This is a genomic window from Streptomyces sp. ME02-8801-2C (assembly GCF_033793965.1).
Classification (GTDB): domain Bacteria; phylum Actinomycetota; class Actinomycetes; order Streptomycetales; family Streptomycetaceae; genus Streptomyces.
Map to the genome: position 1 here is coordinate 687,753 of NZ_JARAXP010000003.1, position 24,463 is coordinate 712,215.

21 protein-coding genes and 1 pseudogene are annotated in these 24,463 nt (G+C 71.0%); 17 read left to right on the forward strand and 5 right to left on the reverse strand.

Annotated elements, in window-relative coordinates; all coding sequences use genetic code 11:
* Positions 1–19: 19 nt before the first annotated feature.
* The 3 genes from PV396_RS12065 (at position 20) to PV396_RS12075 (ending at position 4,263) form a co-directional block, all read left to right on the forward strand.
* A complete protein-coding gene (locus PV396_RS12065) occupies positions 20–2,419 on the forward strand; it encodes a glycoside hydrolase family 3 N-terminal domain-containing protein (RefSeq protein ID WP_319203500.1) in 2,400 nt (799 codons plus the stop codon).
* Positions 2,412–3,479: a family 43 glycosylhydrolase gene (locus PV396_RS12070; RefSeq protein WP_319203502.1), complete on the forward strand. Its 1,068-nt coding sequence runs from the start codon at positions 2,412–2,414 to the stop codon at positions 3,477–3,479. The genes PV396_RS12065 and PV396_RS12070 overlap by 8 nt, the downstream gene beginning before the upstream one ends.
* Positions 3,480–3,567: 88 nt before the next feature.
* A complete protein-coding gene (locus tag PV396_RS12075) occupies positions 3,568–4,263 on the forward strand; it encodes a type 1 glutamine amidotransferase domain-containing protein (protein WP_319203505.1) in 696 nt (231 codons plus the stop codon).
* 111 nt (positions 4,264–4,374) lie between these two features.
* Here PV396_RS12075 and PV396_RS12080 read toward each other — a convergent pair whose 3' ends face one another.
* Both PV396_RS12080 and PV396_RS12085 read right to left on the reverse strand, forming a co-directional pair.
* The gene (locus tag PV396_RS12080; RefSeq protein ID WP_319203507.1) at positions 4,375–6,129 is read right to left on the reverse strand and encodes a DUF5605 domain-containing protein; all 1,755 of its coding nucleotides are present in this window, start codon (positions 6,127–6,129) and stop codon (positions 4,375–4,377) included.
* A 73-nt stretch (positions 6,130–6,202) separates the two neighbouring features.
* Positions 6,203–7,192, reverse strand: a complete 990-nt coding sequence (locus tag PV396_RS12085; protein ID WP_319203509.1) for a sugar phosphate isomerase/epimerase family protein — start codon at positions 7,190–7,192, stop codon at positions 6,203–6,205.
* Positions 7,193–7,358: 166 nt separating this feature from the next.
* On the opposite strand from PV396_RS12085, the gene PV396_RS12090 reads away from it, so the two are divergent.
* The 5 genes from PV396_RS12090 (at position 7,359) to PV396_RS12110 (ending at position 12,136) form a co-directional block, all read left to right on the forward strand.
* Positions 7,359–8,240, forward strand: coding sequence for a transketolase (locus tag PV396_RS12090; RefSeq protein ID WP_319203511.1), 882 nt, complete (start codon positions 7,359–7,361; stop codon positions 8,238–8,240).
* Complete coding sequence (locus tag PV396_RS12095; RefSeq protein WP_319203513.1) at positions 8,237–9,265, forward strand: transketolase family protein; 1,029 nt, start codon at positions 8,237–8,239, stop codon at positions 9,263–9,265. The genes PV396_RS12090 and PV396_RS12095 overlap by 4 nt, the downstream gene beginning before the upstream one ends.
* The gene (locus PV396_RS12100; RefSeq protein ID WP_319203515.1) at positions 9,262–10,761 is read left to right on the forward strand and encodes an FGGY family carbohydrate kinase; all 1,500 of its coding nucleotides are present in this window, start codon (positions 9,262–9,264) and stop codon (positions 10,759–10,761) included. Before PV396_RS12095 ends, PV396_RS12100 begins: the two co-directional genes overlap by 4 nt.
* A 41-nt stretch (positions 10,762–10,802) precedes the next feature.
* A complete protein-coding gene (locus PV396_RS12105; protein ID WP_319203517.1) occupies positions 10,803–11,792 on the forward strand; it encodes a sugar-binding transcriptional regulator in 990 nt (329 codons plus the stop codon).
* A gap of 170 nt (positions 11,793–11,962) precedes the next feature.
* Positions 11,963–12,136, forward strand: coding sequence for a hypothetical protein (locus tag PV396_RS12110; RefSeq protein ID WP_319203519.1), 174 nt, complete (start codon positions 11,963–11,965; stop codon positions 12,134–12,136).
* A 34-nt stretch (positions 12,137–12,170) separates the two neighbouring features.
* Here the strand turns inward: PV396_RS12110 and PV396_RS12115 are convergent, their stop codons facing one another.
* Positions 12,171–13,121, reverse strand: coding sequence for an AraC family transcriptional regulator (locus PV396_RS12115; RefSeq protein WP_319203521.1), 951 nt, complete (start codon positions 13,119–13,121; stop codon positions 12,171–12,173).
* Between the two features lie 117 nt (positions 13,122–13,238).
* Here PV396_RS12115 and PV396_RS12120 point away from each other — a divergent pair, with 117 nt between their 5' ends.
* From PV396_RS12120 to PV396_RS12135, 4 genes are all read left to right on the forward strand, one after another.
* Positions 13,239–14,129 carry an NAD-dependent protein deacetylase of SIR2 family gene (locus tag PV396_RS12120; protein ID WP_319203523.1) on the forward strand — a complete coding sequence of 297 codons (891 nt, stop codon included), beginning with the start codon at positions 13,239–13,241 and terminating at the stop codon, positions 14,127–14,129.
* 48 nt (positions 14,130–14,177) lie between these two features.
* Positions 14,178–15,047: an SDR family oxidoreductase gene (locus PV396_RS12125; RefSeq protein ID WP_319203525.1), complete on the forward strand. Its 870-nt coding sequence runs from the start codon at positions 14,178–14,180 to the stop codon at positions 15,045–15,047.
* Between the two features lie 84 nt (positions 15,048–15,131).
* Entirely contained in the window at positions 15,132–15,893 is a 762-nt protein-coding gene (locus tag PV396_RS12130; RefSeq protein WP_319203527.1) for a nuclear transport factor 2 family protein, read from the forward strand.
* Positions 15,894–16,055: 162 nt separating this feature from the next.
* Positions 16,056–17,081 (forward strand): macro domain-containing protein, encoded by a 1,026-nt coding sequence (locus tag PV396_RS12135; RefSeq protein WP_319203529.1) that lies wholly within the window; start codon positions 16,056–16,058, stop codon positions 17,079–17,081.
* 138 nt (positions 17,082–17,219) lie between these two features.
* Here PV396_RS12135 and PV396_RS12140 read toward each other — a convergent pair.
* Positions 17,220–17,315: pseudogene (locus PV396_RS12140) on the reverse strand (GntR family transcriptional regulator); the annotation flags it as partial.
* A gap of 229 nt (positions 17,316–17,544) precedes the next feature.
* Here PV396_RS12140 and hisC point away from each other — a divergent pair.
* Both hisC and PV396_RS12150 read left to right on the forward strand, forming a co-directional pair.
* A complete protein-coding gene (hisC, locus tag PV396_RS12145; RefSeq protein ID WP_319203532.1) occupies positions 17,545–18,591 on the forward strand; it encodes a histidinol-phosphate transaminase in 1,047 nt (348 codons plus the stop codon).
* Positions 18,592–18,596: 5 nt separating this feature from the next.
* Complete coding sequence (locus PV396_RS12150) at positions 18,597–20,294, forward strand: aldehyde dehydrogenase family protein (protein WP_319203535.1); 1,698 nt, start codon at positions 18,597–18,599, stop codon at positions 20,292–20,294.
* A gap of 12 nt (positions 20,295–20,306) precedes the next feature.
* Here PV396_RS12150 and PV396_RS12155 read toward each other — a convergent pair whose 3' ends face one another.
* Complete coding sequence (locus PV396_RS12155) at positions 20,307–20,807, reverse strand: Lrp/AsnC family transcriptional regulator (RefSeq protein ID WP_319203538.1); 501 nt, start codon at positions 20,805–20,807, stop codon at positions 20,307–20,309.
* Between the two features lie 120 nt (positions 20,808–20,927).
* On the opposite strand from PV396_RS12155, the gene pdhA reads away from it, so the two are divergent.
* Genes pdhA through PV396_RS12170 form a run of 3 tightly spaced genes read left to right on the forward strand, consistent with a single transcriptional unit; the run spans position 20,928 to position 24,444 of the window.
* A complete protein-coding gene (gene pdhA / locus PV396_RS12160) occupies positions 20,928–22,049 on the forward strand; it encodes a pyruvate dehydrogenase (acetyl-transferring) E1 component subunit alpha (RefSeq protein ID WP_319203540.1) in 1,122 nt (373 codons plus the stop codon).
* Positions 22,050–22,054: 5 nt separating this feature from the next.
* Entirely contained in the window at positions 22,055–23,074 is a 1,020-nt protein-coding gene (locus PV396_RS12165; RefSeq protein WP_319203542.1) for an alpha-ketoacid dehydrogenase subunit beta, read from the forward strand.
* Complete coding sequence (locus tag PV396_RS12170; RefSeq protein ID WP_319203544.1) at positions 23,071–24,444, forward strand: dihydrolipoamide acetyltransferase family protein; 1,374 nt, start codon at positions 23,071–23,073, stop codon at positions 24,442–24,444. Before PV396_RS12165 ends, PV396_RS12170 begins: the two co-directional genes overlap by 4 nt.
* Positions 24,445–24,463: the final 19 nt, after the last annotated feature.

Consider the following 24,463-nt stretch of genomic DNA (forward strand, 5'->3'; position numbering starts at 1 on the left):
CCACAGGAAGAACACGCACATGTCCAGCAACGATCACCGCGACGTGCGCCTGCCCGCCGGCGAACGCGCCACCCTGCTGCTGCGGGAGCTGACGGTCGAGGAGAAGTGCCACCAACTCGTCTCCGTCATGCCGTGGACCCTGGTCCGCGCCGACGGTTCGGACTCCGACGAGGCCGAACAGTGGCTGCGGAACCCGCCGGGGCATGTCGCGCAGCTCATCACCGACGACCCCGCGAAGCTCGCGCAGTTGGTCGGGAGCATGCAGCGGCAGGCCGTCGAGCGGACCCGGCTCGGGATTCCCCTCCTGTTCCACCAGGAGGCGCTCAGCGGGTTCCTCGCCGGCGGACACATGTCCTTCCCGACCGGTACGGGCCTGGCGGCGGCCTGGAGCCCCGATCTGGTCCAGGAGATGACCGAGCTGATCCGCCGCCAGATGATCCGCACGGGCATGCGGCACGCGCTGTCCCCCGTGATGGACGTGGCGCTCGACCCCCGCTGGGGCCGGGTCCACGAGACCTACGGCGAGGACCCCTACCTGGCCGCCGCCCTCAGTGTCGCCTTCACCCGCGGTCTGCAGGGCGACGACCTGAGCCAGGGCGTCCTCGCCACCGGCAAGCACTTCCTCGGCTACGCCCTGCCGGTCGGCGGCGTCAACACCTCGGCGTACGAAGGGGGCGCGCGGCAGACCAGGGACCTGTTCGCGTACCCCTTCGAGGCCGCGATCCAGCTCGCCGGTCTGCGGTCGGTGATGAACTCCTACGGAGACGTGGACGGCATCCCCGTGGGCGCCTCGCGGGAGGTGCTCACCGACCTGCTGCGCGGGGTCCTCGGCTTCGACGGCTTCGTGTCGTCGGACTACATGACCCTGGACCAGCTGGTCGAGCGCCAGCGGGTGGCGGACACCCCCGCGGAGGCCGCCTGCCTCGCCATCACGGCCGGACTCGACGTCGAGATGCCCAAGCCGTACGGCTACGGCCAGGTGCTCGCCGAGGAGGTCAGGCGGGGCAACGCGGACATCGCCGACGTCGACACCAGCGTGTGGCGGGTGCTGCGGGCCAAGTTCGAGCTCGGGCTGTTCGAGAACCCGTATCCGGCGGAGCGCATCGACGTGGCGGCCGTCGCGGCCGAGGGCACGGAACTGTCGCGGGAGCTGGCCCGGCGGTCGGTGGTCCTCGCGAAGAACGACGGCATCCTCCCCCTGTCCGGCGGGGTGAAGGTCGCCGTGGTCGGTCCGCACGCGGACTCGGCGAAGCTCCAGTTCGCCACCTACACCTACGCGGCTTGGCGGGAGGCGACGGACGCCGTGCTGAGCGGGGAGCTCGGCAACATGCTCGGCTCCGACGACGTCACCGACCCCTGGTACAAGGCTCTCGTGACACCCACCGACCCCGAACAGCTGGTCCACGACCGGTTCGGCGCCCGCTCGATCGCGGAGGAGATCTCCGACTTCGCCGGGCAGGTGCGGACCGAGCAGGGCAGCACGCTGACCCGGTCGCTGGGGGACGACGCGGTCGCACGGGCGGTGAAGGCCGCCCAGGACGCGGACGTGGTGGTGCTCGCCCTGGGCGGTGCGAGTCTGTGGTTCACCGGCGAGCGCACCGAGGGGGAGGCCAGCGACACGGCGGACATCTCGCTGCCGGCCGCGCAGACGCGGCTCGCGGAGGCCGTCGCCGCCACCGGCAAGCCCCTGGTGGTGGTCCTGGTGCAGGGCCGTGCCTACGCGCTGCCCGAGGTGATCCGCGACGCTCCGGCGATCGTCATGGCGTCCTACGCGGGCCCGTTCGGGCCGAAGGCGATCGCCGAGGTCCTCTTCGGCGCGACGAACCCCAGCGGCAAGCTGCCGTACAGCATCCCCCGGCACTCCGGTCAGGTCCCGGTCCACCACCACCAGAAGGCCGGCTCCGGCTACCGCAACCCGCTGCCCCCGAGCGTCGACCGGCACTACCTCGACCTGGAGGCCACGCCGCTCTACCCCTTCGCGCACGGCCTGAGCTACACCGACTTCACTCTCGGCGACCTGTCGCACGACACACAGGCCGACACCGACGGGACGATCCGGATCACCACCACGGTCACCAACACCGGCCCGGTGACGGGTGCCACCGTCGTGCAGCTCTATGTCCGGGTGAACAGCAAGGGCGGTGTCACCCGGCCCGCGCAGCAACTGGCGGGCTTCCAGCGGATCGAGGCGGCGCCGGGCGACTCCCACCGGGTCACCTTCCGCGTCACCGCGTCCCAGTTGGGCCACACCAACGCCGCCCGCGTGTTCGCGGTCGGACCCGCGCAGGTCGACTTCTTCCTCGGCTTCGACTCCGACGACCAGCGGCTCACGGGCTCCCTCGACCTGGTGGGCGAGCCGCTTGAACTCACCAGCGCCCAGCGGGCCTTCCTCTCCGAGACGGTGACCGAACGTGCCTGAGACCTACGACTCCATCCGCCCGGGCCGGCTCTGGCTCGACACCGACGGCAAGCGCATCCAGGCACACGGCGGTTCGCTTCTGTTCGAGTACGGCACCTACTACTGGTACGGCGAGAACAAGGAACACTCCAAGCCGGGCAGTGACGTCTGGACCTGGGGCATCCGCTGCTACTCGTCGACTGACCTCTACAACTGGGAGGACCGCGGTCTGATCATCCCCCCGGTCCTCGACGACCCGTCGTCGCCGCTGCACCCGTCGCAGTTCGTCGACCGGCCGCACATCGTCCGCCACCCGCGCACCGGGAAGTACGTCTGCTGGCTCAAGATCATGGGCAAGGACGGCAGCCAGCGCTCCACGGTCCTCACCGCCGACTCGCTTCTCGGCCCCTACGAGATCGTCCGCACCGGCATCCGGCCGCTCAGCATGGACGCAGGCGACTTCGACCTGGTCGTCGACCCCGTGGACGGCAAGGGCTACTACTACTTCGAGCGCGTGCACAGCGAGCTGGTGTGTGCCGACCTCACCGAGGAGTACACCGACGTCACCGGCTACTACTCGACGCACTTCCCCCACCGGCACCCACCGATGGTGCGCGAGGCGCCCGCGTACTTCCGGCGCGACGGCAGGCACTACCTGATCACCTCCGGTACGTCGGGCTACTTCCCGAACCGCTCCGAGGTCGCGGTGGCGGACACCTACCACGGGCCGTACACGGTGGTCGGGGACCCGCATCCCTCGGATGCGAGCGGCACGTCGTTCCGGTCGCAGATCAGCTCCGTCTTCAGGCATCCGGCGCACCCGGACCTCTACATCGCGATCGCCGACCGATGGCTGCCCCATCTGTCGGAGGAGGAGTCCGACCAGACCGAGGCGTTCCACCGGTACTTCGGCGATAAGGAGCGCGGCGGGGCGGAAGTGTCCCTCCCGCCGCAGGAGTTCGACACGTCGGTGGCCGACCATGTCTGGCTTCCGCTGCGTTTCGACGGGGACATGCCGGTGATCGAGTGGCGGGAAGAGTGGCGGATCGAGGACGTCACGGGACATGGACGTCCGGCCTGAGATCACACCTCGCGCTTATCCCCTTCTGATTAGACTCACACACCCCCTGTCCCGCCCCTCCCCCTCCCCCTCCCCCACAGAAGGATTCATGTCCGGCACCAAGCGCGTTCTGGCCATCGTCACCAGCATCGGCGAGTACGAGACCGTCGGCTACCGCACCGGCCTCTGGCTGGGCGAACTGACCCATTTCTACGATGTCGCCGAAGAGGCCGGCTTCGAGGTCACCATCGCGAGCATCGAAGGCGGCCCCGTTCCGCTCGACCCGGAGAGCCTCGCCCACAACGTCCTCAGCGATCTCGGAACCGACAAGCGGTACACCGACCGCGCGTTCATGAACAAGCTGAAGCAGACCATCTCCGTGTCCGAAGCCGAGGTCGACGACTACGACGCCATCTATCTGACCGGCGGTCACGGCGTGATGTTCGACTTCCACCAGAGCTCGGCCCTGGAAACACTCATCGCGCGGTTCTACGAGACCGGCCGTATCGTCTCGGCCGTCTGCCACGGGCCGTGCGGCCTGCTCGACGTCACACTGAGCAATGGAGAGCCTCTGGTCAGGGGCAAGAACGTGACCGGTTTCTCCTGGCGTGAGGAAGAACTCGCCCAGCGTGCGGACGCCGTCCCCTACAGCCTTGAGGACCGGCTGAAGGAACTGGGGGCGTCCTACAGCACGGCCGAAAAGCCGTTCGACACCTATGTCGTGGAGGACTCCCGACTGATCACCGGTCAGAACCCCGGCAGTGCCAGGGCGGTCGCCGAGGCAGTGGTCCGACAGCTGGCCTGAGCCTGAGAGGCGGCCGCCGGCGAGCGGCCGTCAGCGGGAAGCATGGGTGTGGGGCGACGCGGTGTCATACCGGTCGCCCCACACATGTGTGTACGGGCCCGCTCTGGATGCTCAGTCCTCCACGGCCCGCAGCCGGACCGCGATGTACGGCCGGCCGGGCAGCGGCAGCGTGAACTCCCCTTCGTACGTACCGGGAAGCTCGCTGACCGTCATGTTCCACGTGTCGAGGACGTCGGCCCGGTAGCGGACGCCGGGACGAAGCAGGAAGGTCCGTCGGCGGGGTTGCCCGGTGCCGAAGTAGGCGAGCAGTCGGCGCCCCTCGACGCCACCGAACGGGAAGTCGAAGGGCGACGGCAGCGGTTGGATGCCGGGCAGGTCGGCAGGGAGTTCCTCGAGGACGCCGCGCAGGAACCCCAGGCGTGCCGCGCTCTCGCCCTTGAGGGCGCCGCCCTTCGCCCACCACAGCACGTCGTCGTCGGCCAGCCAGCATTCCCCGTGGGTGACGTATCCACCCCGGACCACGCCCTCCCAGCAGCGGCGGACCAGTTCCTGAGGGGTGAGGTTCCCCCAGCCCTGTTCGATGTCGCCCTCGTAGCCCAGTTCGTCGAGCACCACCGGCTTCCCCCACTGGGAACGCCAGTCCGCCGTTCCCGCCGGGGGCTTCTGGATGCTGCAGTGGGTGACCCACTCGGCGTCGTTGTCCCAGATCTCGATGCAGTCGTGCACGCTGATCAGGTGTCCGTGCGGGTCGTGCGCCCGGATCACGGCCGCGATCCGGTGCCAGTCCTCGGTGTTCTTGGACCACAGCAGGTCGTACTCGTTGGCCAGCGACCACCAGACGTTGGGCAGCGCGGCGAGCCGGGAGACCAGGTAGCGCACATAACGCGCGTCGGCGACCGGGCTCATGTCGGAGAAGCCCCAGCGGTCGTACGCGTGGAAGAGGATGAGGTCGGCCTCGATGTCCAGCTCGCCGAGCTGGACGATCCGCTCCTCCAGGTGCCGGAAGTAGGCGGGGTTCGGCCGGCGGAAGTCCCAGCCGGACTCGGGTGAGCCCTCGAAGGGGTACAGGGGCGGTTCGTTGCTGTTGAAGAGGTACGACTTCGGGAAGACGCACATCCGGATCTTGTTGAAGGGGGAGTCGGCGAGGGTCCGGAGGGTCTGCTCCTCCAGTTCGGCGCCCTGGTGGGTCCAGGCGTACGCGGTGGTCCCGACCGGGAAGTAACGGGTGCCGTCGGCGTGGTGGAAGTGGAATTGTTCGTGCACCCGTACCGGACCGTGGTCGTGCGGACGGGCCGGGCCGCAGGGGAAAGTGCCCTCTACCGAGTCCAGGGAGCGGGCGTTGCTCGCGGTACGGAAGGTCCAGGTTCCCTCCTCGTCCGGCAGGAACCGGATGCGGTAGGTGCCCGCGCCGTCGTAGAAGCCGTGCGCGGTCAGCGTGCGGTCTCCGAGGCGGAACTCCGCCCTGAGTTCGACGTCCGTGAAGGGGTTGCCGTGCTCGGGCCCGTGCAGTTCCAGTTCGAACGGCTGCCACCGCGTCGCGGCTTCCTGTCGCACGCACCGGGCGCTGCCGACGGGGACCTCGGCCGACTCGTAATCGGGAGACGGGACGACGTCGGCCTCGCCGGCCGTGGACGTCGGTTCGACGACCGTCTCGGGGACGGCGGCGAGTTCGGCGTAGAGAGCGGCCTGGGCTTCGGGGTCGGTCCGCAGCCGCTCGATGAAGAACGAGAGCTGCCGCAGCGTTCCGTATCTGAACTGGACCGTCGTCAGCTCGTCGTCGAGGCGGGGCACGTACTTGCGCACCACGGCTTCGGCCTGCTTGTCGCGCAGGACGTCGCCGAGGACGGATTCGGGGCCGTAGGGCATTCCTGATTCCTTGAAAACGTGGAGGTGTACGGAGGAGACGAGGGTGGGACGACCGGTCGACTGCCGGGCCGGGTCAGCCGAGCAGGGCCGTGCGGACGATGCGCTGGACGGCCATGGCGTCGTGCGCGGACTGTGCGGCACGCAGTTCGGGCAGCGGCAGACGGGCCGCCTTGTCCTCCAGCGCGCGCAGGGTGGCGACGGATTCGCGGACGGCGTCCGCCGGGTCCTCGCGGTAGGGGAAGAGGTCCAGTTTCAGCGGCTGGTCCCAGCCGATCTGCCGGACCACGTGCAGGAACTCCAGGGTCTCCACGAGGTGGAGTGCTCCGGCGGTCAGATCGTCGTCCCACTCCCGGTAGTTGTCATCCAGCTCGATGTCGACAAGACGGCCCATGGAGTGGGCGAGCGTGAGGACTTCGGCGGGATTCTCCTTGGCGAAGAGCGAGTGGCCGAAGTCCACGACCAGGCCGACGTTGTCCACGCCCATCTGCTCGATGGCTAGCAGGCTGGTGGCGGCCGTCGACCAGAAAAGACGGTTGCGGGGTTCCTTGAGCTTGTACTCGATGGCGAAGGTGACGTCGGGGAAGTTCCGGGCGACGTCCCGGATCCCCTCGATCGCGTGACGGCGCAGTTCGGCGTAGTCGACCTGGAAGGGGTAGTCGTAACCGTCCTGACCGGGCCAGAACTTCACGTAGCGGGCTCCGAGCCGGGCGGCCACCTCGACCGACTCGTGGGCGAGTTCGACGGCACGTGTGCGGGCGGAGGCGTCGGCGCTGGTGAACGAGCCGCTGCGGAAGCCGCGGTCGTAGATCACCGGCGTGATGTTGACCGCCGACAGACCGTGCGCGGTGAGGGTCTTGGCGACGTCGTCGACGGTCACGTCCCCGTCGAAGGGGTAGTTGAGGTCCAGACCGACCAACTGGCCCGACGCGGCGGCCAGTTCGATGGCCCGCAAGGTCGGCACGGTCGGACCGTAGCCGTCGGTGGCGTAGCGGTCGATGATCCGGCCGAAGGTCCACATGCCGCCGGTGAACGTGCGGCCGACGGGAGCCGTCTCGGGCTTCATGTTCGACCTCCTGAATTTTTATTCACTCTATTTCCTTTCAGCTGACCGGACGCTAGGTCGGCACTCGACCGACTGTCAAGGCTTCCAACAGGGGGTTGACGGTCACGGCAGGCACCCTCCACCATCCGGGTGTAATAGATATCAATCACCGAATGGATATTCACAGATGTTGACCGCTGATCCAGGTGCGGCCGCGGAGTACCGCCGACTACGGCGCTCCCTCACCTTCGAGCGCCCTCACGAGACCGTCGAGCGACTGCGTGCCATGTCCGCCGAGATCCGCCTCATGGTTCTCGACATGATCGACAAGGCGGGGATGGGACACATCGGCGGCGACTTCTCCGTCACCGACATCCTCGCCACGCTCTTCGGAGCTGTCGTCGACGTCGATCCGGAGCGTCCCGACGCACCCGGACGCGACCGGTTCATCCTGAGCAAGGGCCACTCCGCCGCGGCCCTCTACGCCACGCTCGCCCACTGCGGATACTTCCCGCGCTCGGAACTCGCCGGCTTCGCCACCGCCGCGTCCGCGCTGAACGGGCACCCCAACCGCCGCAAGGTGCCCGGTGTCGAGACCAACACCGGCCCGCTCGGCCACGGCCTTCCCGTCGCGGTCGGCTGCGCTCTCGGCGCCCTGCTGCGGGGGGACGACAGCCGGACCGTGGTCGTCCTCGGTGACGGGGAACTGCAGGAGGGCAGCAACTGGGAGGCGGCGATGACCGCCGGACACCAGGAGCTGGCGGGGCTGTACGCCGTCGTCGACCGCAACCGGCTCCAGCAGGGAGCCCGGACGGAGGAGACCGTCGGCCTCGACCCGCTGGCGGAGAAGTGGGCCGCCTTCCGCTGGGAGGTGCGCGAGACGGACGGCCACGACCACGCGGCCCTGCTCGCTGCCTTCGCCCCCTCGACCAGCGGACGGCCCGTCGCCGTCATCGCCCACACCGTCAAGGGCAAGGGCGTCTCCTTCATCGAGGACCGCGCCGAATGGCACCACAAGGTGCCCGACCAGGACCAGGTACGCGCCGCCGTCGAGGAGCTGACCCGATGACCGAGACCACTTCCCCGGCGAGGACGGCCAGCCAGATGACCGACCCGACTGCCGAGACGGCCGACCACCCTCTCGCCGATGCGCCCGCCTACGACTGCCGGCAGGCCTTCGCCGAGGAGCTCATCGCGCTCGCCCGCGAGGACAGGCGTGTGGTCGTCGTGTGCAACGACTCGGTGGGCTCCAGCAACCTCGCCGGATTCCGCGACGAGTTCCCCGACCGCCTGATCAACGTCGGCATCGCGGAGCAGAACATGGTGGGCGTCGGGGCGGGCCTCGCCAACGCCGGCTACGTACCGTTCGTCTCCGCCGCCGGCCCCTTCCTGACCGGCCGCGCGCTGGAGCAGATCAAGGCCGACTGCGCCTACAGCGGGCACAAGGTGATCCTGTGCGGCCAGAGCCCCGGCATGGCGTACGGGGAACTCGGTCCCACGCACCACTCGGTGGAGGACCTGTCCTGGCTCCGCGCGGTCGCCGACCTCACCGTGGTCGTGCCCACCGACCGCGCCCAGACCCGCGCCGCCGTCCGTTGGGCCCACGCCCACGACGGGCCCAGCTATCTCCGGGTGCCCCGCTTCAAGGTGCCCGATGTGACCCCGTCCGGCGCCCCCTTCGCACCGGGGCGCGCGCTGACCCTGCGAGAGGGAAGCGACGTCACCCTCGTGGCCATCGGCACGATGGTCCCGCGCGCGCTGATCGCCGCCGACCGGCTGACCGCCGAGGGCATCTCGGCCCGGGTGCTCAACACCCCCTTCGTCGACCCCCTCGACGAGACCACGATCCTGCGGGCCGCCGCCGAGACCCGGGCCATCGTCACAGCCGAGGAGGCCACCGTCAGCGGCGGCCTCGGCGCGGCCGTGGCCTCGCTCACCGGCCAGCACTCCCCCGTCCCGCTGCGGCTGCTCGGCGTGTCCGGCTTCGCACCGACCGGCAGCCCCGAAGGACTGCTGGAGCACTTCGGACTGACCGCAGGCGCCATGCACCGTGCCGCGCGCGAAGCCCTCGGTCTGCCATCCTCGGCCTCATGACGTCCGCCCCGCTCCTCCTCGCCGTCGACCAGGGGACCTCCGCGACCAAGGCCCTGCTGATCGACGGCGCCGGCTCCGTCGTGGGCTCGGCGTCGGTGCCGATCGGCGCCGCACATCCGCGCCCCGGCTGGGTGGAGCAGTCCGCGGAGGAGATCTGGCGCAGCGTGACACGAGCCGTCGAGGCGTGCCTGGCCGGGCAGGACGGCGCACAGGTGGCCGGCATCGGAGTGTCCAGCCAGCGGGAGTCGTGCCTGCTCTGGGAACGGGCCACCGGGCAGCCGCTCGGGCCGGTCCTCGGCTGGCAGGACCGCCGTACGGCACCCGCCTGCGCCAAGCTGCTCGCCGACGGACTGGGCCCGCTGGTCCGTACGACGACCGGCCTGCCCCTGGACCCGATGTTCAGCGCCCTGAAGGCGCAGTGGCTCCTCGACACGTACGACCCGGACCGCGCCCGGTCCCGGCGCGGCGAGCTGTGCCTGGGCACCGTCGACTCCTGGCTGCTGTGGCAGCTGAGCGGGCGCACCAGCCACATCATCGAGATCGGCAACGCCTCCCGCACCCAGCTCCTCGACGTACGCACCCGGCACTGGGACGAAGGGCTCCTGGACGTCTTCGGCGTACCCCGTGAGGTACTGCCCCGGATCGTGGCCTCGACGGGCCCGTTCCCCGCCGTACGAGGGCTGTCGGCGGTGCCGGACGGCACCCCGGTCGGCGCCGTCCTGGGCGACTCCCATGCCGCCCTCTTCGGCCACGGCGTCTTCGCACCCGGCAGCGTGAAGGTGACGTACGGCACGGGCTCGTCCGTCATGGGCCTGATCGACACCCCGGCACAGGCGGAACACTCACCACTCTGCCTGACCATCGCCTGGGACGACGGCACTCCCTCCTACGCCCTTGAGGGAAACATCCGCTCCTCCGGCGCCACGCTGCGCTGGCTCGCCGGACTGTTCGGCACCGACGAGGGCGACCTCGCCGCGAGGGCGGCGCCTGATGCCGCAGGCGTGCACCTGGTCCCGGCCTTCGGCGGGCTCGGCGCGCCCTGGTGGGACAACGGGGCCGCCGGGCTCGTCTCCGGGCTCACCTTCGCGGCCGGTCTGCCTGAGCTCGCCCGGGCCGCCCTCGAATCGATCGCCTTCCAGGTCGAGGACGTCGTCGCCGGGCTCGACGCTCCGGGCACCCCGGTCGCCACCCTGCTCGCGGACGGTGGCCCCACCGACAACACGACGCTCATGCAACTGCAGGCGGACATCTCCGGGCGCACCCTGCGCCGCCCCCGCGCCCGTGCCATGTCCGCCCTGGGAGCGGCACACCTCGCGGGGTGCTCCCTCGGACTGTCCACCAAGGAGAGCCTGACCGCTACGACGGCTGCGGCGGACGTCTACCGCCCCGAGTGGTCGCCCGGGCGGCGCGCCCACCGTCTGGCTGCCTGGCACGAAGCGGTGTCACGGGCGAGGACGACGTCCACCGCGCCGCCGGGCCCGGCGATATCGACATGACGGCTCCGCCCCGGCGGCCGGAGATCAGTAGGGTGCGGGGTGTGTCCCAGCGTTCTGACCTCACCAGCGGCGAGTCCGTCGACAAAATGCGACTGATCGTGCGCGTGGCCCGCATGTACCACGAGCGCGGCATGCGCCAGGCCGACATCGCCGACGCTCTGGGCCTGTCCCAGGCCGGCGTCTCCCGGCTGCTCCGCTCCGCGGCGGACCAGGGCGTGGTCCGGACCGTCGTCGTCTCGCCGCCCGGCATCCACAGCGACGTGGAGGACGCCCTCGCCCAGCGCTACCACCTGACCGACGTCGTGGTCCTCGACGACGAGGACCAGCCGGAACACGCGCGTACGCTGCTGCGCGGGCTCGGATCGGCGGCCGCGACCCATCTGGAGACCGCCTTCCGCTCCGGCGACCTGATCGGGGTCTCGACCTGGAGCGAGACACTGCTGGCCGCAGTCGAGACCATGCAGCCCGCCAAGGCCCCCGGCGCCTCCCAGGTCGTCCAGCTGATGGGCGGTATCGGCGACCCCCGGAGTCAGGTGCAGGCGACCCGTCTGACCGCCCGCCTCGCCGAACTCACCGGCGCCACCCCGCTGTTCGTGCGCGCACCGGGACTCGTCGGCTCCGCGGAGGCCCGCCTCTCCCTGCTGCGGGACCCGGCGGTTGTGGAGGTGAGCCAGGCGTGGCAGCAACTCAGCGCCGTCCTGGTGGGCATCGGAAGCCTCGAACCCTCCCCCCTGCTCCAGCTCAGCGGCAACGCGGTCGCCGAGGAGGAGATCGCCCGGCTGCGTGCCCTGGGCGCGGTGGGCGACATCTGCCAGCGCTTCTTCGACGAGAACGGCGTCCATGTCGACGCGGGACTGGGCGAGCGGACCATCGGCATCTCCGTCGACCAACTGCGCACGGTCCCGCGCCGCATCGCCGTCGCGGGCGGTGAGCGCAAGTACACGGCCGTACGCGCGGCGGTACGCGGCCGCTGGATCACGGCGCTGATCACCGACATCGCCACGGCTCGGCATCTGCTCGAGGAGCCCTGAGGGACCGCGCCCGGAGTGCGCGGCAGGCGCCCTCGCCCGGCGTTGTACGGCAGTTGAGCGCCATCACGTCGGCCCATCGCGTCGTCAGGGCAATCGCCTTCGCGCGTAGGGGAGTTGGACGCGCGACGGGAGGTCGTCTCCAGGCCGGGCCTGTGTCATCCGCGCCGCCCGTGGCTGTGCGCGGAAGCAGCCGCGACCGTCCCGGAGCCCTGCCCGGGCCGGACCAGGTCTTCGCGCCGGTCTGCGTCACCGAGACGTTCGTCGACGACAACGACGCCGTGGCGGTAGCCAACGACACCGACAACGGCCTGACCTGCGGAATCAGGCGCCCTTCGGCGGTGTGAAGGCCTGACGGTTCTCACGAATCTGACGGCTGCCTCATCGCGGTGGTGCCGTGTCCGGACCCTCGCTCCGATGGTCCGGATGCGGCTCGCCCGTCGCCTGTCCCCGGATCCTTCTGCGGAAGTCGATCGGGGTCTGGTCCGTCCGCTGCATGAAGTACTTGCTGAACTGGGAGGCCGTGACGAAACCGAGGTGGTCCGAGATCTGTGCCGCGGTCTCGTCGCCGTGCGCCAGCAGACGCTTCGCCTCCAGCACGACCCGGCGGTCGATGAACTCCTTCGCGCTGAGCCCGGCGTTGGCCAGGGTCGCCCGGGCGAGGGTGCGTCCCGAATAGCCGAGCAGCTGCGCGTAGTCCTCCACCCGGCGGGTCGCCGTGAAGTGCCGTTCGACCGCGTCACGGAACCGCAGATAGGTCTCGTCGGGGTCCGGCGCGGGGCCGCCGACCGGGACGGTGAGGTGGGCAAGGCGCAGCAGGAGGACGGCCAGAAGGTGGCGCAGCGCCGCGATGTGCACGTCGAGCGGCAGCCGGCCGAGCGCCTGGAACTCACGGTTCAGGTGCTCCGCGGCCATGGTCACCGCCTCGGCGTCGGCGGTGACGGGGGTGGTGACGACGGGTGCGTGCGGGTCGTCGACACGGGCGGCCGTCGCCGTGGCCGGGTCCAGCACGTCCTGCCGGAAGAGGATGAGCGTGCCCTCGGCCTGGGTGATGTCGCCCCACTGATGCACCTGCCCCGGGCGCACCCACAGCCACGATCCCGGCCGCAGGGCGTAGCCGTTGAAGTCGACGACGTGCCGGAGGTCGCCCCCGGTGAGCGTGAGCAGGTGATGGAAGTCGGGGCGCTGCGGCCGGGTCAGGGCCTCGGCGGGGACGCGCCGTCGTAGCTCGGCCAGTGACATGACCTCGACCCCGGCGGGCGTACCCGCGGGTGCGGCGAACGGGATCTCCGGGATCTCGCGCGGCGATCCGTGTCGGTTTTTGGCCATCATCGGTCAGAAGTTTATCCGGCTTTCTCCCTGTGCTCTCCGTAGGTTGGTCGTGCCGCCGTGGAAGCGGAACGCGTCCCTGGCGGAAACAGGAAATCAACCGGAAAGGACCCGTGCGCCGTGAGCACCGTGGACGACGTTCCCGCCCCGGCGGCGAACAACACCGCCACGCCGGCCGCGTCGGCCTACGAGACCGTCCGTACCTGGCTGGAAGAGGCCGACCGCGTCCTGATCGCGGCCGGCGCGGGCCTGAGCGCCGCCGCCGGCTACGACTACGGCGACACCGACCGCTTCCGGGAACTGCTCCCGGCGCTGTACGGGCTCGGTCTGCGTTCGCGCTACCTGCTCGGAGCACCCCTGCCGACGGACATGATGTGGGGCTACTGGGCCGTCCACATCGACGACATCCGCTACAGCCCCGAGCCCAATCCCCTCTACCGGTCGCTCAGAAAACTGGTCGGCGACCGCGACCACTGGGTGATGACGTCCAACGTCGACGCCCTCTTCGCCCGCAACGGCTTCGAGGCGGACCGGGTCTTCACCCCGCAGGGAGACTACGGGCGCCTCCAGTGCACGGTCCCGTGCTCGCGGGAGACCTGGCCCAGCAGACCGTTCCTCGACGCGATCCTCGCCGCCTACGACCGCGACTCCGGCCGGGTTGCCGACCCGCAGGCCCTGCCCCGCTGTCCGCGCTGCGGGGCCGACGTCTTCCCCAACATCCGGGTCGGTCCGGAGTTCGTCGACGACTCCTACCTCCCCGCGGGGCACCGGCTGGGCCAGTGGCTCGACGACGCGCCCACGGACAGCGCCCTGCTCGTGCTGGAGATCGGGGCCGGTTTCAATACCCCCGGCGTGATCCGTCGGCCCATGGAGAACCTGGTACGCCACACCCCCCGGGGCCGGCTCGTCCGGATCAACCCCGGCCATCCCGAGGTCCCCGCCGATCTCGGACCACGGGCTCGGTCCGTCCCCCTCGGAGCGGACGAACTGCTCCACGGGCTCCGTCCCTGACACGCGGCGGCAGCGCACCCTCGTCACCACAGGAAGAGAAACAACGCCATGCCCGAGGCATCCGAGACACCCGCCCCCACGATCGCCGTCACCGGCTCCACCGGCCGGCTCGGCGGACGCGTCGCCCGGCGGCTGGCCGAGCGGGGTGTCCCGCAGAGACTCCTGGCCCGCAGTCCGGAACGGGCTCCACGGCTTCCCGGCGCGGTGGCCGTGCGAGCCGAGTACGCGGACCGGGACGCCGTGCGGGAGGCTCTCGTCGGCACCCGCACCGTGTTCATGGTCTCCGCCTCCGAGAGCGCCGACCGGCTCGCCCAGCACAAGGCGTTCGTGGACGCCGTCGCCGAGGCGGGTGTCCGGCACCTGGTGTACGTCTCGTTCTACGGCGCGGCACCCGACGCCACCTTCACCCTGGCGCGCGACCACTTCCACACCGAGCAGCACATCCGCGCGAGCGGCCTGGCGTACACCTTCCTCCGGGACAACTTCTACGCGGAGTTCGTCCCCGACCTCGTCGGCGAGGACGGCGTCATCCGCGGCCCGGCCGGGCGGGGGCGCGCCGCGTTCGTCGGCCAGGAGGACATCGCCGACGCCGCCGCAGCGGTGCTGCTCCGGCCGGCCGACCACGCGGGCACCGCCTACGACCTGACCGGGCCCGAGTCCCTCACTCTGGACGAGGCGGCCGTCATCCTGTCCGAACAGCTCGGACGCACCGTCACCTACCAGCAGGAGACGGTCGAGGAGGCCTACGCCTCCCGCGCCTCCTACGGCGCTCCGCCGTGGCAGCTGGACGCCTGGGTGTCCACGTACACGGCCATCGCCTCCGGAGAACTCGACGGCGTCAGCGACGCCGTTCCCCGTCTCACCGGCCGCCCGGCCATGCCCCTCGCGGACGTCATCAACAAGGATGTCGCTTTCTGACTATAGAAGGGCGCCATTCACCCCGATGAAGCAGGCATCGACGGCATATTTTGAATACACAGCCCCTTCACCAGGAAGACAGTCATGAGCAACGCGAAGAACATCGTCCTTCAGGCCGCCGGTGAACTGTTCGGCGACAAGGATCCCGCCGCCGTGGACCGCTGGGTGGCCGCGGACTACAAGCAGCACAGCGCGCTCGCCGCCGACGGCCCCGAGGCCCTCCGCGGGCTCGTCGGAAGCCTGGGCGGGGACTTCAGCTACGACGGTGCCCGGGTCGTCGCCGACGGTGACCTCGTCGCCCTGCACGGCACCTACCACGGCTTCGGTCCGGACCCTCTCGTCGGTTTCGACATCTTCCGGGTCGACGCCGACGGGAAGCTGGCCGAGCACTGGGACGCCCTGACCCCGCTGGTCAAGGACACCGTCTCCGGCCGCTCCCAGACCGACGGGCCCGCCGCCGTCACCGAGACCGACAAGACTGAAGCCAACCGCGCCCTGGTGGTCGCGTTCGCCGAGAAGGTCCTTGTCGGCGCCGACTACTCGGTGCTCACCGACTACATCTCCACCGAGACATACCACCAGCACAACACCGAGGCCGCCGACGGACTCGACGGTTTCGGGGCGGCCGCGGCCAAGTGGGCCGAGCAGGGCAAGAACCTCGTCTACAAGAAGGTCCACAGGGTCATCGCCGAGGGCGAGTTCGTCCTGACGCAGTCCGAGGGCGAGTTCGGCGTGACCGTCGCGTACTACGACCTCTTCCGTGTCTCGGACGGCAGGATCGTCGAGCACTGGGACGTCATCGCACCCGTCCCGGCCGAACTGCCGCACGGCAACGGCCTGTTCTGATCTCACCCGGCGCTACGAGGAGAAGTCACCTCGGCGCACTCGCAGAGATGTGAAACCGCTGGTGGCCCGGCCCCGTACACGTCTACGTGCGGGCGCCCGGCCATCGGTACCCTTCGTCCACCCGCCCCATACCTCGTCCACCCGCCTCACCCGGAGCCTGCGATGACCGCGAGCCGCGCCGAGACCGATGGCTCCGCCCCGACGGAGGCACCGATCAACGCACTGCCTCTGACCGCCTATCGGTCAGCCGTCGCCCTCGACGAGCCCTTCCACCCGACGGCGGCCCCGGCCGCGGCCGCCCGGGTGGACGCGCATGTGCGCTCGGCGCTGCGCCTGCTCAACACCGATCCAGCCGTGTCCCGGCTCGGGTTGGGCTCCGAGTCGCTGAGGAGCCTGGCCGATGCCGATGCCGGCTCCGATGACTTCGATGGGTTCGATGTCGGCGCGGCCGCGGCCCGCAAGGTGCTGCGCGCACTGCTGACTGTCCGTGATCCCGGTCCGCTGCCGGAAGGAGCGGACCGGGAACTGGACGCGCTCCTCGGTGCGGAGCGGCAGCTGCGGCCCGTCTTCTCGGCGCTTCGACTGCCCACGGTCGAGGAGGAGTTCCCCGGCACGACCTTCCGGGCCGCGACCGAGGTCGTGCTGTGGCGGGGTGACATCACCACGCTGGCCGCCGACGCCGTGGTCAACGCCGCCAACAGCCAACTGCTCGGCTGCTTCCGGCCGTTGCATCCCTGCATCGACAACGCCATTCACAGCGCCGCCGGACCTCGCCTCCGCGACGACTGCCAGATGATCGTCACGGCGCAGTGTGGCGCGGAACCCACCGGTACGGCCAAGATCACCCGGGGCTATCATCTGCCGGCGCGGTACGTCCTGCACACCGTCGGCCCTGTCGTCCAGGGGCAGCCACGCGCGCATGACGCGCGGGCTCTTGCCTCCTCGTACCGGGCGTGCCTGGATCTCGCGGCGCAGGTGGAGGCCATTCGTACCCTCGCCTTCTGTGCCGTCAGCACGGGCGTCTTCGGGTATCCCGTTGAGCAGGCCGCGCCGGTTGCGCTGCGTGCCGTCGCGGACTGGGTCTCGGCGCATCCGGGACGGTTCGACCGCGTGGTGTTCGTCGTGTTCGACGATGGCAACGAACGGGTGTACCGGCACGGTCTCGGCGCGCACCACCGGTACGTGTAGTTTTCGCCCCCGCCGCCCCTACCCGTCCCATCCCGTACCTGGGGGCTGCGCCCCCAGACCCCCCTACGGCCCTGAACGGGCCTTGTCCTCAAACGCCGGACGGGCTGGGGGGGGTGCGGTCGGGCGTTGAAGGTGCCGTCAGTAGTCCTCCAGGGTCCTGTCGAGGTGCACCCCGGTGGCCTGGGCCGCCTCGTCGGGCCGGCCGTCACGGATGGCCCGGGAGATCGCCTCGTATCCACGCCAAGGACCACTGAAGGGCGTGCCGTCCGTCTCGTGGCGGGGGCTCGGCGGGGCTCACGGGAAGACGGTTTGCCAGTCTGCCCTCCGGATTTCGGCGATTCGTAGCCGAATTTCCCAAACAGTTGAGCGCCTGTCGTCCGCTCCGCACGATTTGCCCTGTCAAGTGCCCGACGGCCGGGCCTCGCCAGGCCTCGGGTCCCAGCGCTGCAGAAGCGAGACCAGCATGGTGCGTGTCCGTGCGTCCCTGTCCCAGCTGCCCGCCTACGTCCCGGGCCGCAAACTGCCCGGCGCGGTCGTACTGGCCAGCAATGAATCGCCTTACGGGTTGCTGCCGGGGGTGGCCGAAACCCTCGCGGAGGCCGCGGGCGGCGTCTCGCGGTATCCCGATCTGCACGCAGCCTCGCTGGTCGAGGCCCTGGCGGCGCACCACGATGTCGAGCCGGACCGGATAGCGGTGGGCGCCGGTTCCTCCGAGGTGTGCGGGCAGTTGCTGCACACCGTCGTCGGGCCCGGTGACGAGGTCGTCTTCGGCTGGCGGTCGTTCGAGGCGTACCCGATCCTCACCGCCGTGGCGGGCGGTACGGCGGTACGGGTGCCCCTGCGCGACCACGCCCTCGACCTCGACGCGATGGCCGCGGCGATCACCGCCCGGACCCGGCTGGTCTTCGTGTGCAACCCCAACAACCCGACCTCCACGGCGGTCGGCGCGCGGGCCCTGACCGACTTCGCCGACCGGGTACCGCCGGACGTGCTGATCGTCGTCGACGAGGCCTACCGGGAGTACGCCGATCCCGACCTGGTCCCCGATGGTCTCGCCCTCCTCGGCGACCGGCCGAACGTGGTGGTGCTGCGGACCTTCTCGAAGGCGTACGGCCTGGCGGGGCTGCGGGTCGGCTACTGTGTCGCGCCGGCCGGGATCGCGGCGCATGTGCGCCGGACCCAGGTGCCGTTCAGTGTCAGCGCTCTCGCCCAGCGGGCGGCCGTGGTCGCACTCGGTGAGGGCGCGGAGGTCGCCCGGCGAGCCGCTCTCACGGTCGCCGAACGCGAGCGGGTCACCGAGCGGTTGCGGGCCCTGGGGCACGAGGTGCCCGACTCCGGGTCCAACTTCGTGTGGCTGCCGCTCGGTGAGGACAGCGTGAGCTTCGCCGAGCACTGTGCCGACGGGAAGGTGCTGGTCCGCCCGTTCCCCGGCGAGGGGGTCCGGGTGACGATCGGGCTGCCGGAGGAGAACGACGCCCTCCTCGCGCTCGCGGCGAGCCGACGAGGCTGACGGCCATGCGCGCCGGTCCCTACGAGCGTCACCGCGAGCTGCTGTCGAGCGTCGGTCGCGCGATCGCCGCCGGTGAGTCCCGTCGCCCCTTCACCGAGGCGACCTGCCGGGACGCGGCCGACGCGGGCATGAGGTCGGCCCGTACCGGGGGAAAGGTGTTCCGCTCACTGCTGGGGCGGCCCTTCGAGCTGGGGCAGCCCGGCGAACTCGGCCGGGTGCGCACGGAGTCTTCGCCGTACGGTCTCGCTCTGGCCATCGACTACCCGCGCTGCGATCCCGCGGAGCTGGTCGCGGCGGCCGGGAGCGCGGCGGCCGGGTGGCGGGCCGCCGGACCGTACGAGCGGGCCGGACTCGCGGTGGAGATCCTGCGCCGTCTCAACACGCGCAGCCATGAGCTGGCCCTCGCGGTGCATCACACCACGGGTCAGTCCCTCCAGGGCGCCTTGCGCGCCGCCGGGCCGCGCGCCCAGGACCGTGCCCTGGAGGTGGTGGCCCAGGCCTTCGCCGAGTCGGAACGCGTCCCCGCCGACCTGCGTTGGATGAGCGCCGAACGGGGCGGGCAGCCGCTGGAGGGCAGTTGCAGCCTGGTGCCACGTGGGGTGTCGCTGCTGGTCGGCTGTCCCGACTTCCCGCTCTGGAACGGGTATCCGGGCCTGTTCGCCAGTCTGGTGACCGGCAACCCGGTCGTCGTGGCTCCGCACCCGCGCTCCGTGCTGCCGCTGGCGATCACCGTGCGGGTCGCCCGGCAGGTGCTGGCGGAGGCCGGTCACTCCCCCGACCTCGTGACCCTGGCCGTGGCCGAACCCGAACGGCAGGTGCACCGGCGGCTGGCCACGGACCCCTCGGTGCGCATCGTCGACTACACAGGAACCGCCCGTTTCGCCGACTGGCTGGAGCAACACGCCCACCAGGCCACCGTGTTCGCCAACCGGACCGGACTGAACACCGTGGTCGTGGACTCGACCGACGACTACCGGGGCCTGGTGCGAGGTCTCGCCCGCGCCTCGTGCCGGTGCAGCGGAACGGTGCGCACCACTCCGCAGAACATCCTGGTCCCGGAGCGGGGCTTCAGCACCGACGAGGGGCACAAGACGCTGCGGGACCTCGGGGCCGACCTCGGCGACGCCGTGGACCGGCTGCTCGCACATCCCGCCCGCGCGGCAAGGGAGTTGGGCGCGATCAGCGCCGACGAGGTACGCGACGCCCTCACGGATGCCGCGCGGTACGGCCCTGTCCTGCACGCCTCCGGCCCCGTGGACCGTCCCGACCTCCCGTACGCCGACCTGCGCAGCCCGCTGCTGGTGCGGCTGCGCGCCTGCGACGAACGCGTGTACACGCACGAGTGGCCCGGGCTCGTCTCCTTCCTGGTGGGCACCGACTCGACCTCGCACAGCCTCGCGCTTCTCCGCCGAACCGTGGGGCGGCACGGCGCGCTGTACGCGTCGGTGCACTCCACCGACCCGCTGGTGCTGGCGGCGGCCGGGACGGCGGCGCTGGACGCGGGGGTGCATCTGGTGGAGAACCTCGACGACCTGCCCGCCGACCCGTCCTCGGCCCTCGCCGAACTGCCGGACTCCGGCGCCCACTTCGTCACCGGCCGGTTCCGTGTGGTGCGCTCCCGGCGCCACGCGACGCCGGTGACTCCCGTCCCGGCACCGGCACCGGTCCGGCTCGAGATCGCCGCCGACCTGGTCGACGTATGACCGCGCCGGTCGTCAGTCCGTCCAGACGGCGCCGCGCCCCCGCACCTCGTCGAAGACGAGCCAGGTCCGGGTGGAGCGCACCCCGGGGATCCCCTGGATCTTCTCCAGCACGACCTGGCGCAGTACGAGGTTGTCCGGGGCGCGGACGAGTACCAGGACGTCGAAGTCGCCGGTGACGAGGGAGATGTGTTCCACGTAGGGGATCTCGCGCAGCCCGCGTGAGATGTCGCGCCAGGCGTTCTGCTCGATGCTCATCGTCACGTAGGCGCTCGTGCCCAGGCCCGCCCGCTGGGCGTTGAGCTGCGCGGTGAAGCCCGTGATGACCTCCTCGGCCACCAGTCGGCCGATGCGGGTGTAGGCGTTGGCCCGGGAGATGTGCACCTGTTCGGCGAGGGCGCGGACCGAGATCCGGCCCTCCTGGAGGAGCCGGCTCAGGATCTCCCGGTCGATGTCGTCGAGCGGGACGGCATTTCGTCCGGCCACTGCCCCCGGCAGCGTGGTTTCCTCGGACACTTTGTCCTCCCAGGGGCTTCGATTCGGCAGTTCATCGCCGGTTTGGCCGAGCTATTGAACACATATTCCGCTATGGCCACCATTCTCCTGTCAAGTGTCCAGAGAAAGCGAGTGCCCTCCATGTCCGTGAAGAGCCTCCGCCAGACGGTCCAGGGCCTCCTGCCTTCCCTGACGCCGGTGCGGTTCGTGGCCGAGGACGGCACGCCGCTCGCCCGGCCTCCCGCTGACCACACCGCGCCTCCCGTCGAGGCCCTGCTCGAGGCCTGGCGGCGGATGGTCCTGGGCCGCCGGTTCGACACCCAGGCGACCGCCCTCACCAAGCAGGGCCGCCTCGCCGTCTACCCGTCCAGCCGCGGCCAGGAGGCCTGCCAGATCGCCGCCGCGCTCGCGCTGCGCCCCGACGACTGGCTGTTCCCCACGTACCGCGACTCCGTCGCCCTGGTCACCCGGGGCATCGACCCGGTCGAGGTACTGACGCTGCTGCGCGGCGACTGGCACTGCGGCTACGACCCCGCCGCCACCCGTACCGCGCCCCAGTGCACCCCGCTCGCCACCCAGGTGCTGCACGCGACCGGCATGGCCGAGGCCCTGCGCCGCAAGGGCGAGGACGGAGTGGCCATGGCGCTGGTCGGGGACGGTGCCACCAGCGAGGGCGACTTCCACGAGGCGCTGAACTTCGCGGCCGTCCTCCGCGCGCCGGTCGTCTTCTTCGTCCAGAACAACAAGTACGCGATCTCCGTACCGCTGGCCCGGCAGACCGCGGCGCCCGCCCTCGCGTACAAGGGCATCGGCTACGGGATGCGCTCCGAGCAGGTCGACGGCAACGACCTCGTCGCGGTGCTCGCGGTGCTGACCTCCGCGGTCGAACACGCCCGTGCCGGGCACGGTCCCGTCCTCGTCGAGGCGCACACCTACCGCATGGACGCCCACACCAACGCCGACGACGCCACCCGCTACCGAAAGGACGACGAGGTCGAGCAGTGGCGGGCCGCCGACCCGGTCGAGCGTCTGGAGAGCTACCTGCGCTCGCGCGGCGCGCTCACCGACGAGGTCGTGACGGCCGTACGGGAGGAAGCCGAGGAGCTGGCGGCGCGGGTGCGCGCCGGTCTGAACGCGGACTCGGCACTCGACCCGCTGGAGCTGTTCGAGCACGTCTTTGCCGAGCCCACCCCTCAACTGCGCGAGCAGCGTGCCCAGTTGGCGGCCGAGCTCGCCGACACCACCCAGGACCAGGAGGACTGACGACGATGGCCAAGGTCACGATGGCGCAGGCGCTCAACACCGCCCTGCGCGACGCACTGCGCGAGGACGAACGGGTCCTCGTCTTCGGTGAGGACGTCGGCCCGCTCGGCGGGGTCTTCCGTATCACCGACGGGCTGACCCGCGACTTCGGTGAGCAGCGCTGCTTCGACACCCCGCTCGCGGAGGCCGGAATCGTCGGCCTCGCGGTCGGCATGGCGATGGGCGGCTTCCGGCCGGTGGTGGAGATGCAGTTCGACGCCTTCGCCTATCCGGCGTTCGAGCAGATCGCCTCGCACGTCGCGAAGACCCGCAACCGCACCCGCGGCCGGATCGGCCTGCCGATGGTGATCCGCATCCCGTACGCGGGCGGGATCGGCGGGGTCGAGCACCACTGCGACTCCAGCGAGGCCTACTACGCCCACACCCCCGGCCTCAAGGTCGTCACCCCGGCCACGGCCGAGGACGCGTACTGGCTGCTGCGGGACGCGATCGCCGACCCCGACCCGGTGGTCTTCCTCGAGCCGAAGAAGCTGTACTGGTCGCGCGAGGAAGCCGACCTGACCACGCGCGGGGCGCTGCCGTTCGGGCGGGCGGCGATCCGGCGACCGGGGCGTGATGTCACGGTCGTCGCCTACGGCCCCTCGGTGCCGGTGGCCCTGGCCGCCGCCGAGGCCGCCGCCGAGGACGGGATCGAGCTGGAGGTCGTGGACCTGCGGACCCTGGTGCCCTTCGACGACGAGACGGTCACGGAGTCGGTCCGCAGGACGGGGCGCTGTGTGGTCGTGCAGGAGGCACAGGGCTTCGCCGGGGTCGGCGCGGAGATCGCCGCGCGGGTGCAGGAGCGCTGCTTCCACTCCCTCGCCGCGCCCGTCCTGCGGGTGGCCGGCTTCGACATCCCGTATCCGCCGCCGAAGCTGGAGCACGCGCATCTGCCCGGCGTCGACCGGGTCCTCGACGCCGTCGACCGTCTGCAGTTCGCCGACGAGCCCGACACCCGGCACCTGGTGAAGGGAGCGGTCGCATGACCACCGCGACGCTGAACGAACAGGTGTTCCGGCTGCCCGACCTCGGCGAGGGCCTGACCGACGCGGAGATCGTCGAGTGGAAGGTCGCCGTCGGCGACACCGTGACGATCGACCAGATCGTGGTCGAGGTGGAGACCGCCAAGGCGGCGGTGGAGGTGCCGGTGCCGTTCGCGGGCACCGTGCTGCGGCTGCACGCGGAGGCGGGCACGCCGCTGGGGGTGGGCGAGCCGCTGATCACGGTGGGCGCGACCGCACCGGCGGCACCGGAACCGGCCGTCGTCGACGCCATCGCCGGCGCCGCCGCCGAGCGGTACCGCGAGGAGGAACAGGCCGGTTCGGGCAACGTCCTGATCGGCTACGGCACCGGGCACGGACCCGCGCCGCGCCGTCGCCGCCGACGTACGGCCGCCGCCGCACCGGAGACGCCCGCACCGGCGCCGGTGGCGGAGGCGGAGACGGAAGGGCAGGAGGAGGCAGAGGCGCATGCTCCCCGCGTCATCTCGCCTCTCGTCCGGCGGGCGGCCCGCGAGCACGGGATCGACCTCGCCGCGCTGACGCCTTCGGGTCCGGCCGGGGTCGTTCTGCGACGGGACGTGGAACAGGCCGCCGCCCGACAGGCGCCGGCACCAGCACCAGCACCAGCCTCGACCCGGCCCACACCAACAGCTGCCGCCGACGGCATCGTCCGTATCCCCCTGCGCGGCGTACGCAAGGCCGTCGCGGACAAGTTGGCGCGCAGTCGGACCGAGATCCCCGACGCCACCACCTGGGTGGACGTCGACGCGACCGGTCTGCTCGAGGCCAAGAGGGCGCTGGAAGCCGCCCAACCCGGCCGCCGAGTCGGGCTGTTGGCCCTGCTCGCCCGCATCTGCGTGGCCGGTCTGCGCCGCTACCCCGAGCTCAACTCGACCGTCGACACCGAGCGTCGGGAGATCGTGCGCCTCGACGCGGTGCACATGGGCTTCGCCGCCCAGACCGACCGGGGTCTCGTCGTCCCCGTCGTGCGGGACGCCCACCGGCTCACGACCGTCCAACTGGCGGCGGAACTCGCCCGGTTGACCGAACTCGCCCGGACCGGCAGCCTGCCACCCGCCCTGCTGACCGGGGGCACCTTCACCCTCAACAACTACGGCGTGTTCGGCGTCGACGGATCCACGCCCATCATCAACCACCCGGAAGCGGCGATCCTCGGCATGGGCCGTGTCGTCGACAAACCCTGGGTCGTCGACGGCGCGCTCACCGTCCGCAAGGTCACTCAGCTCTCGCTCAGTTTCGACCACCGGGTCTGCGACGGCGGTACGGCCGGCGGCTTCCTGCGCTTCGTGGCCGACTGCGTGGAGCGCCCGGCGACCCTGCTCACCGACATCTGACCAGCCCTCCTACCTTCCC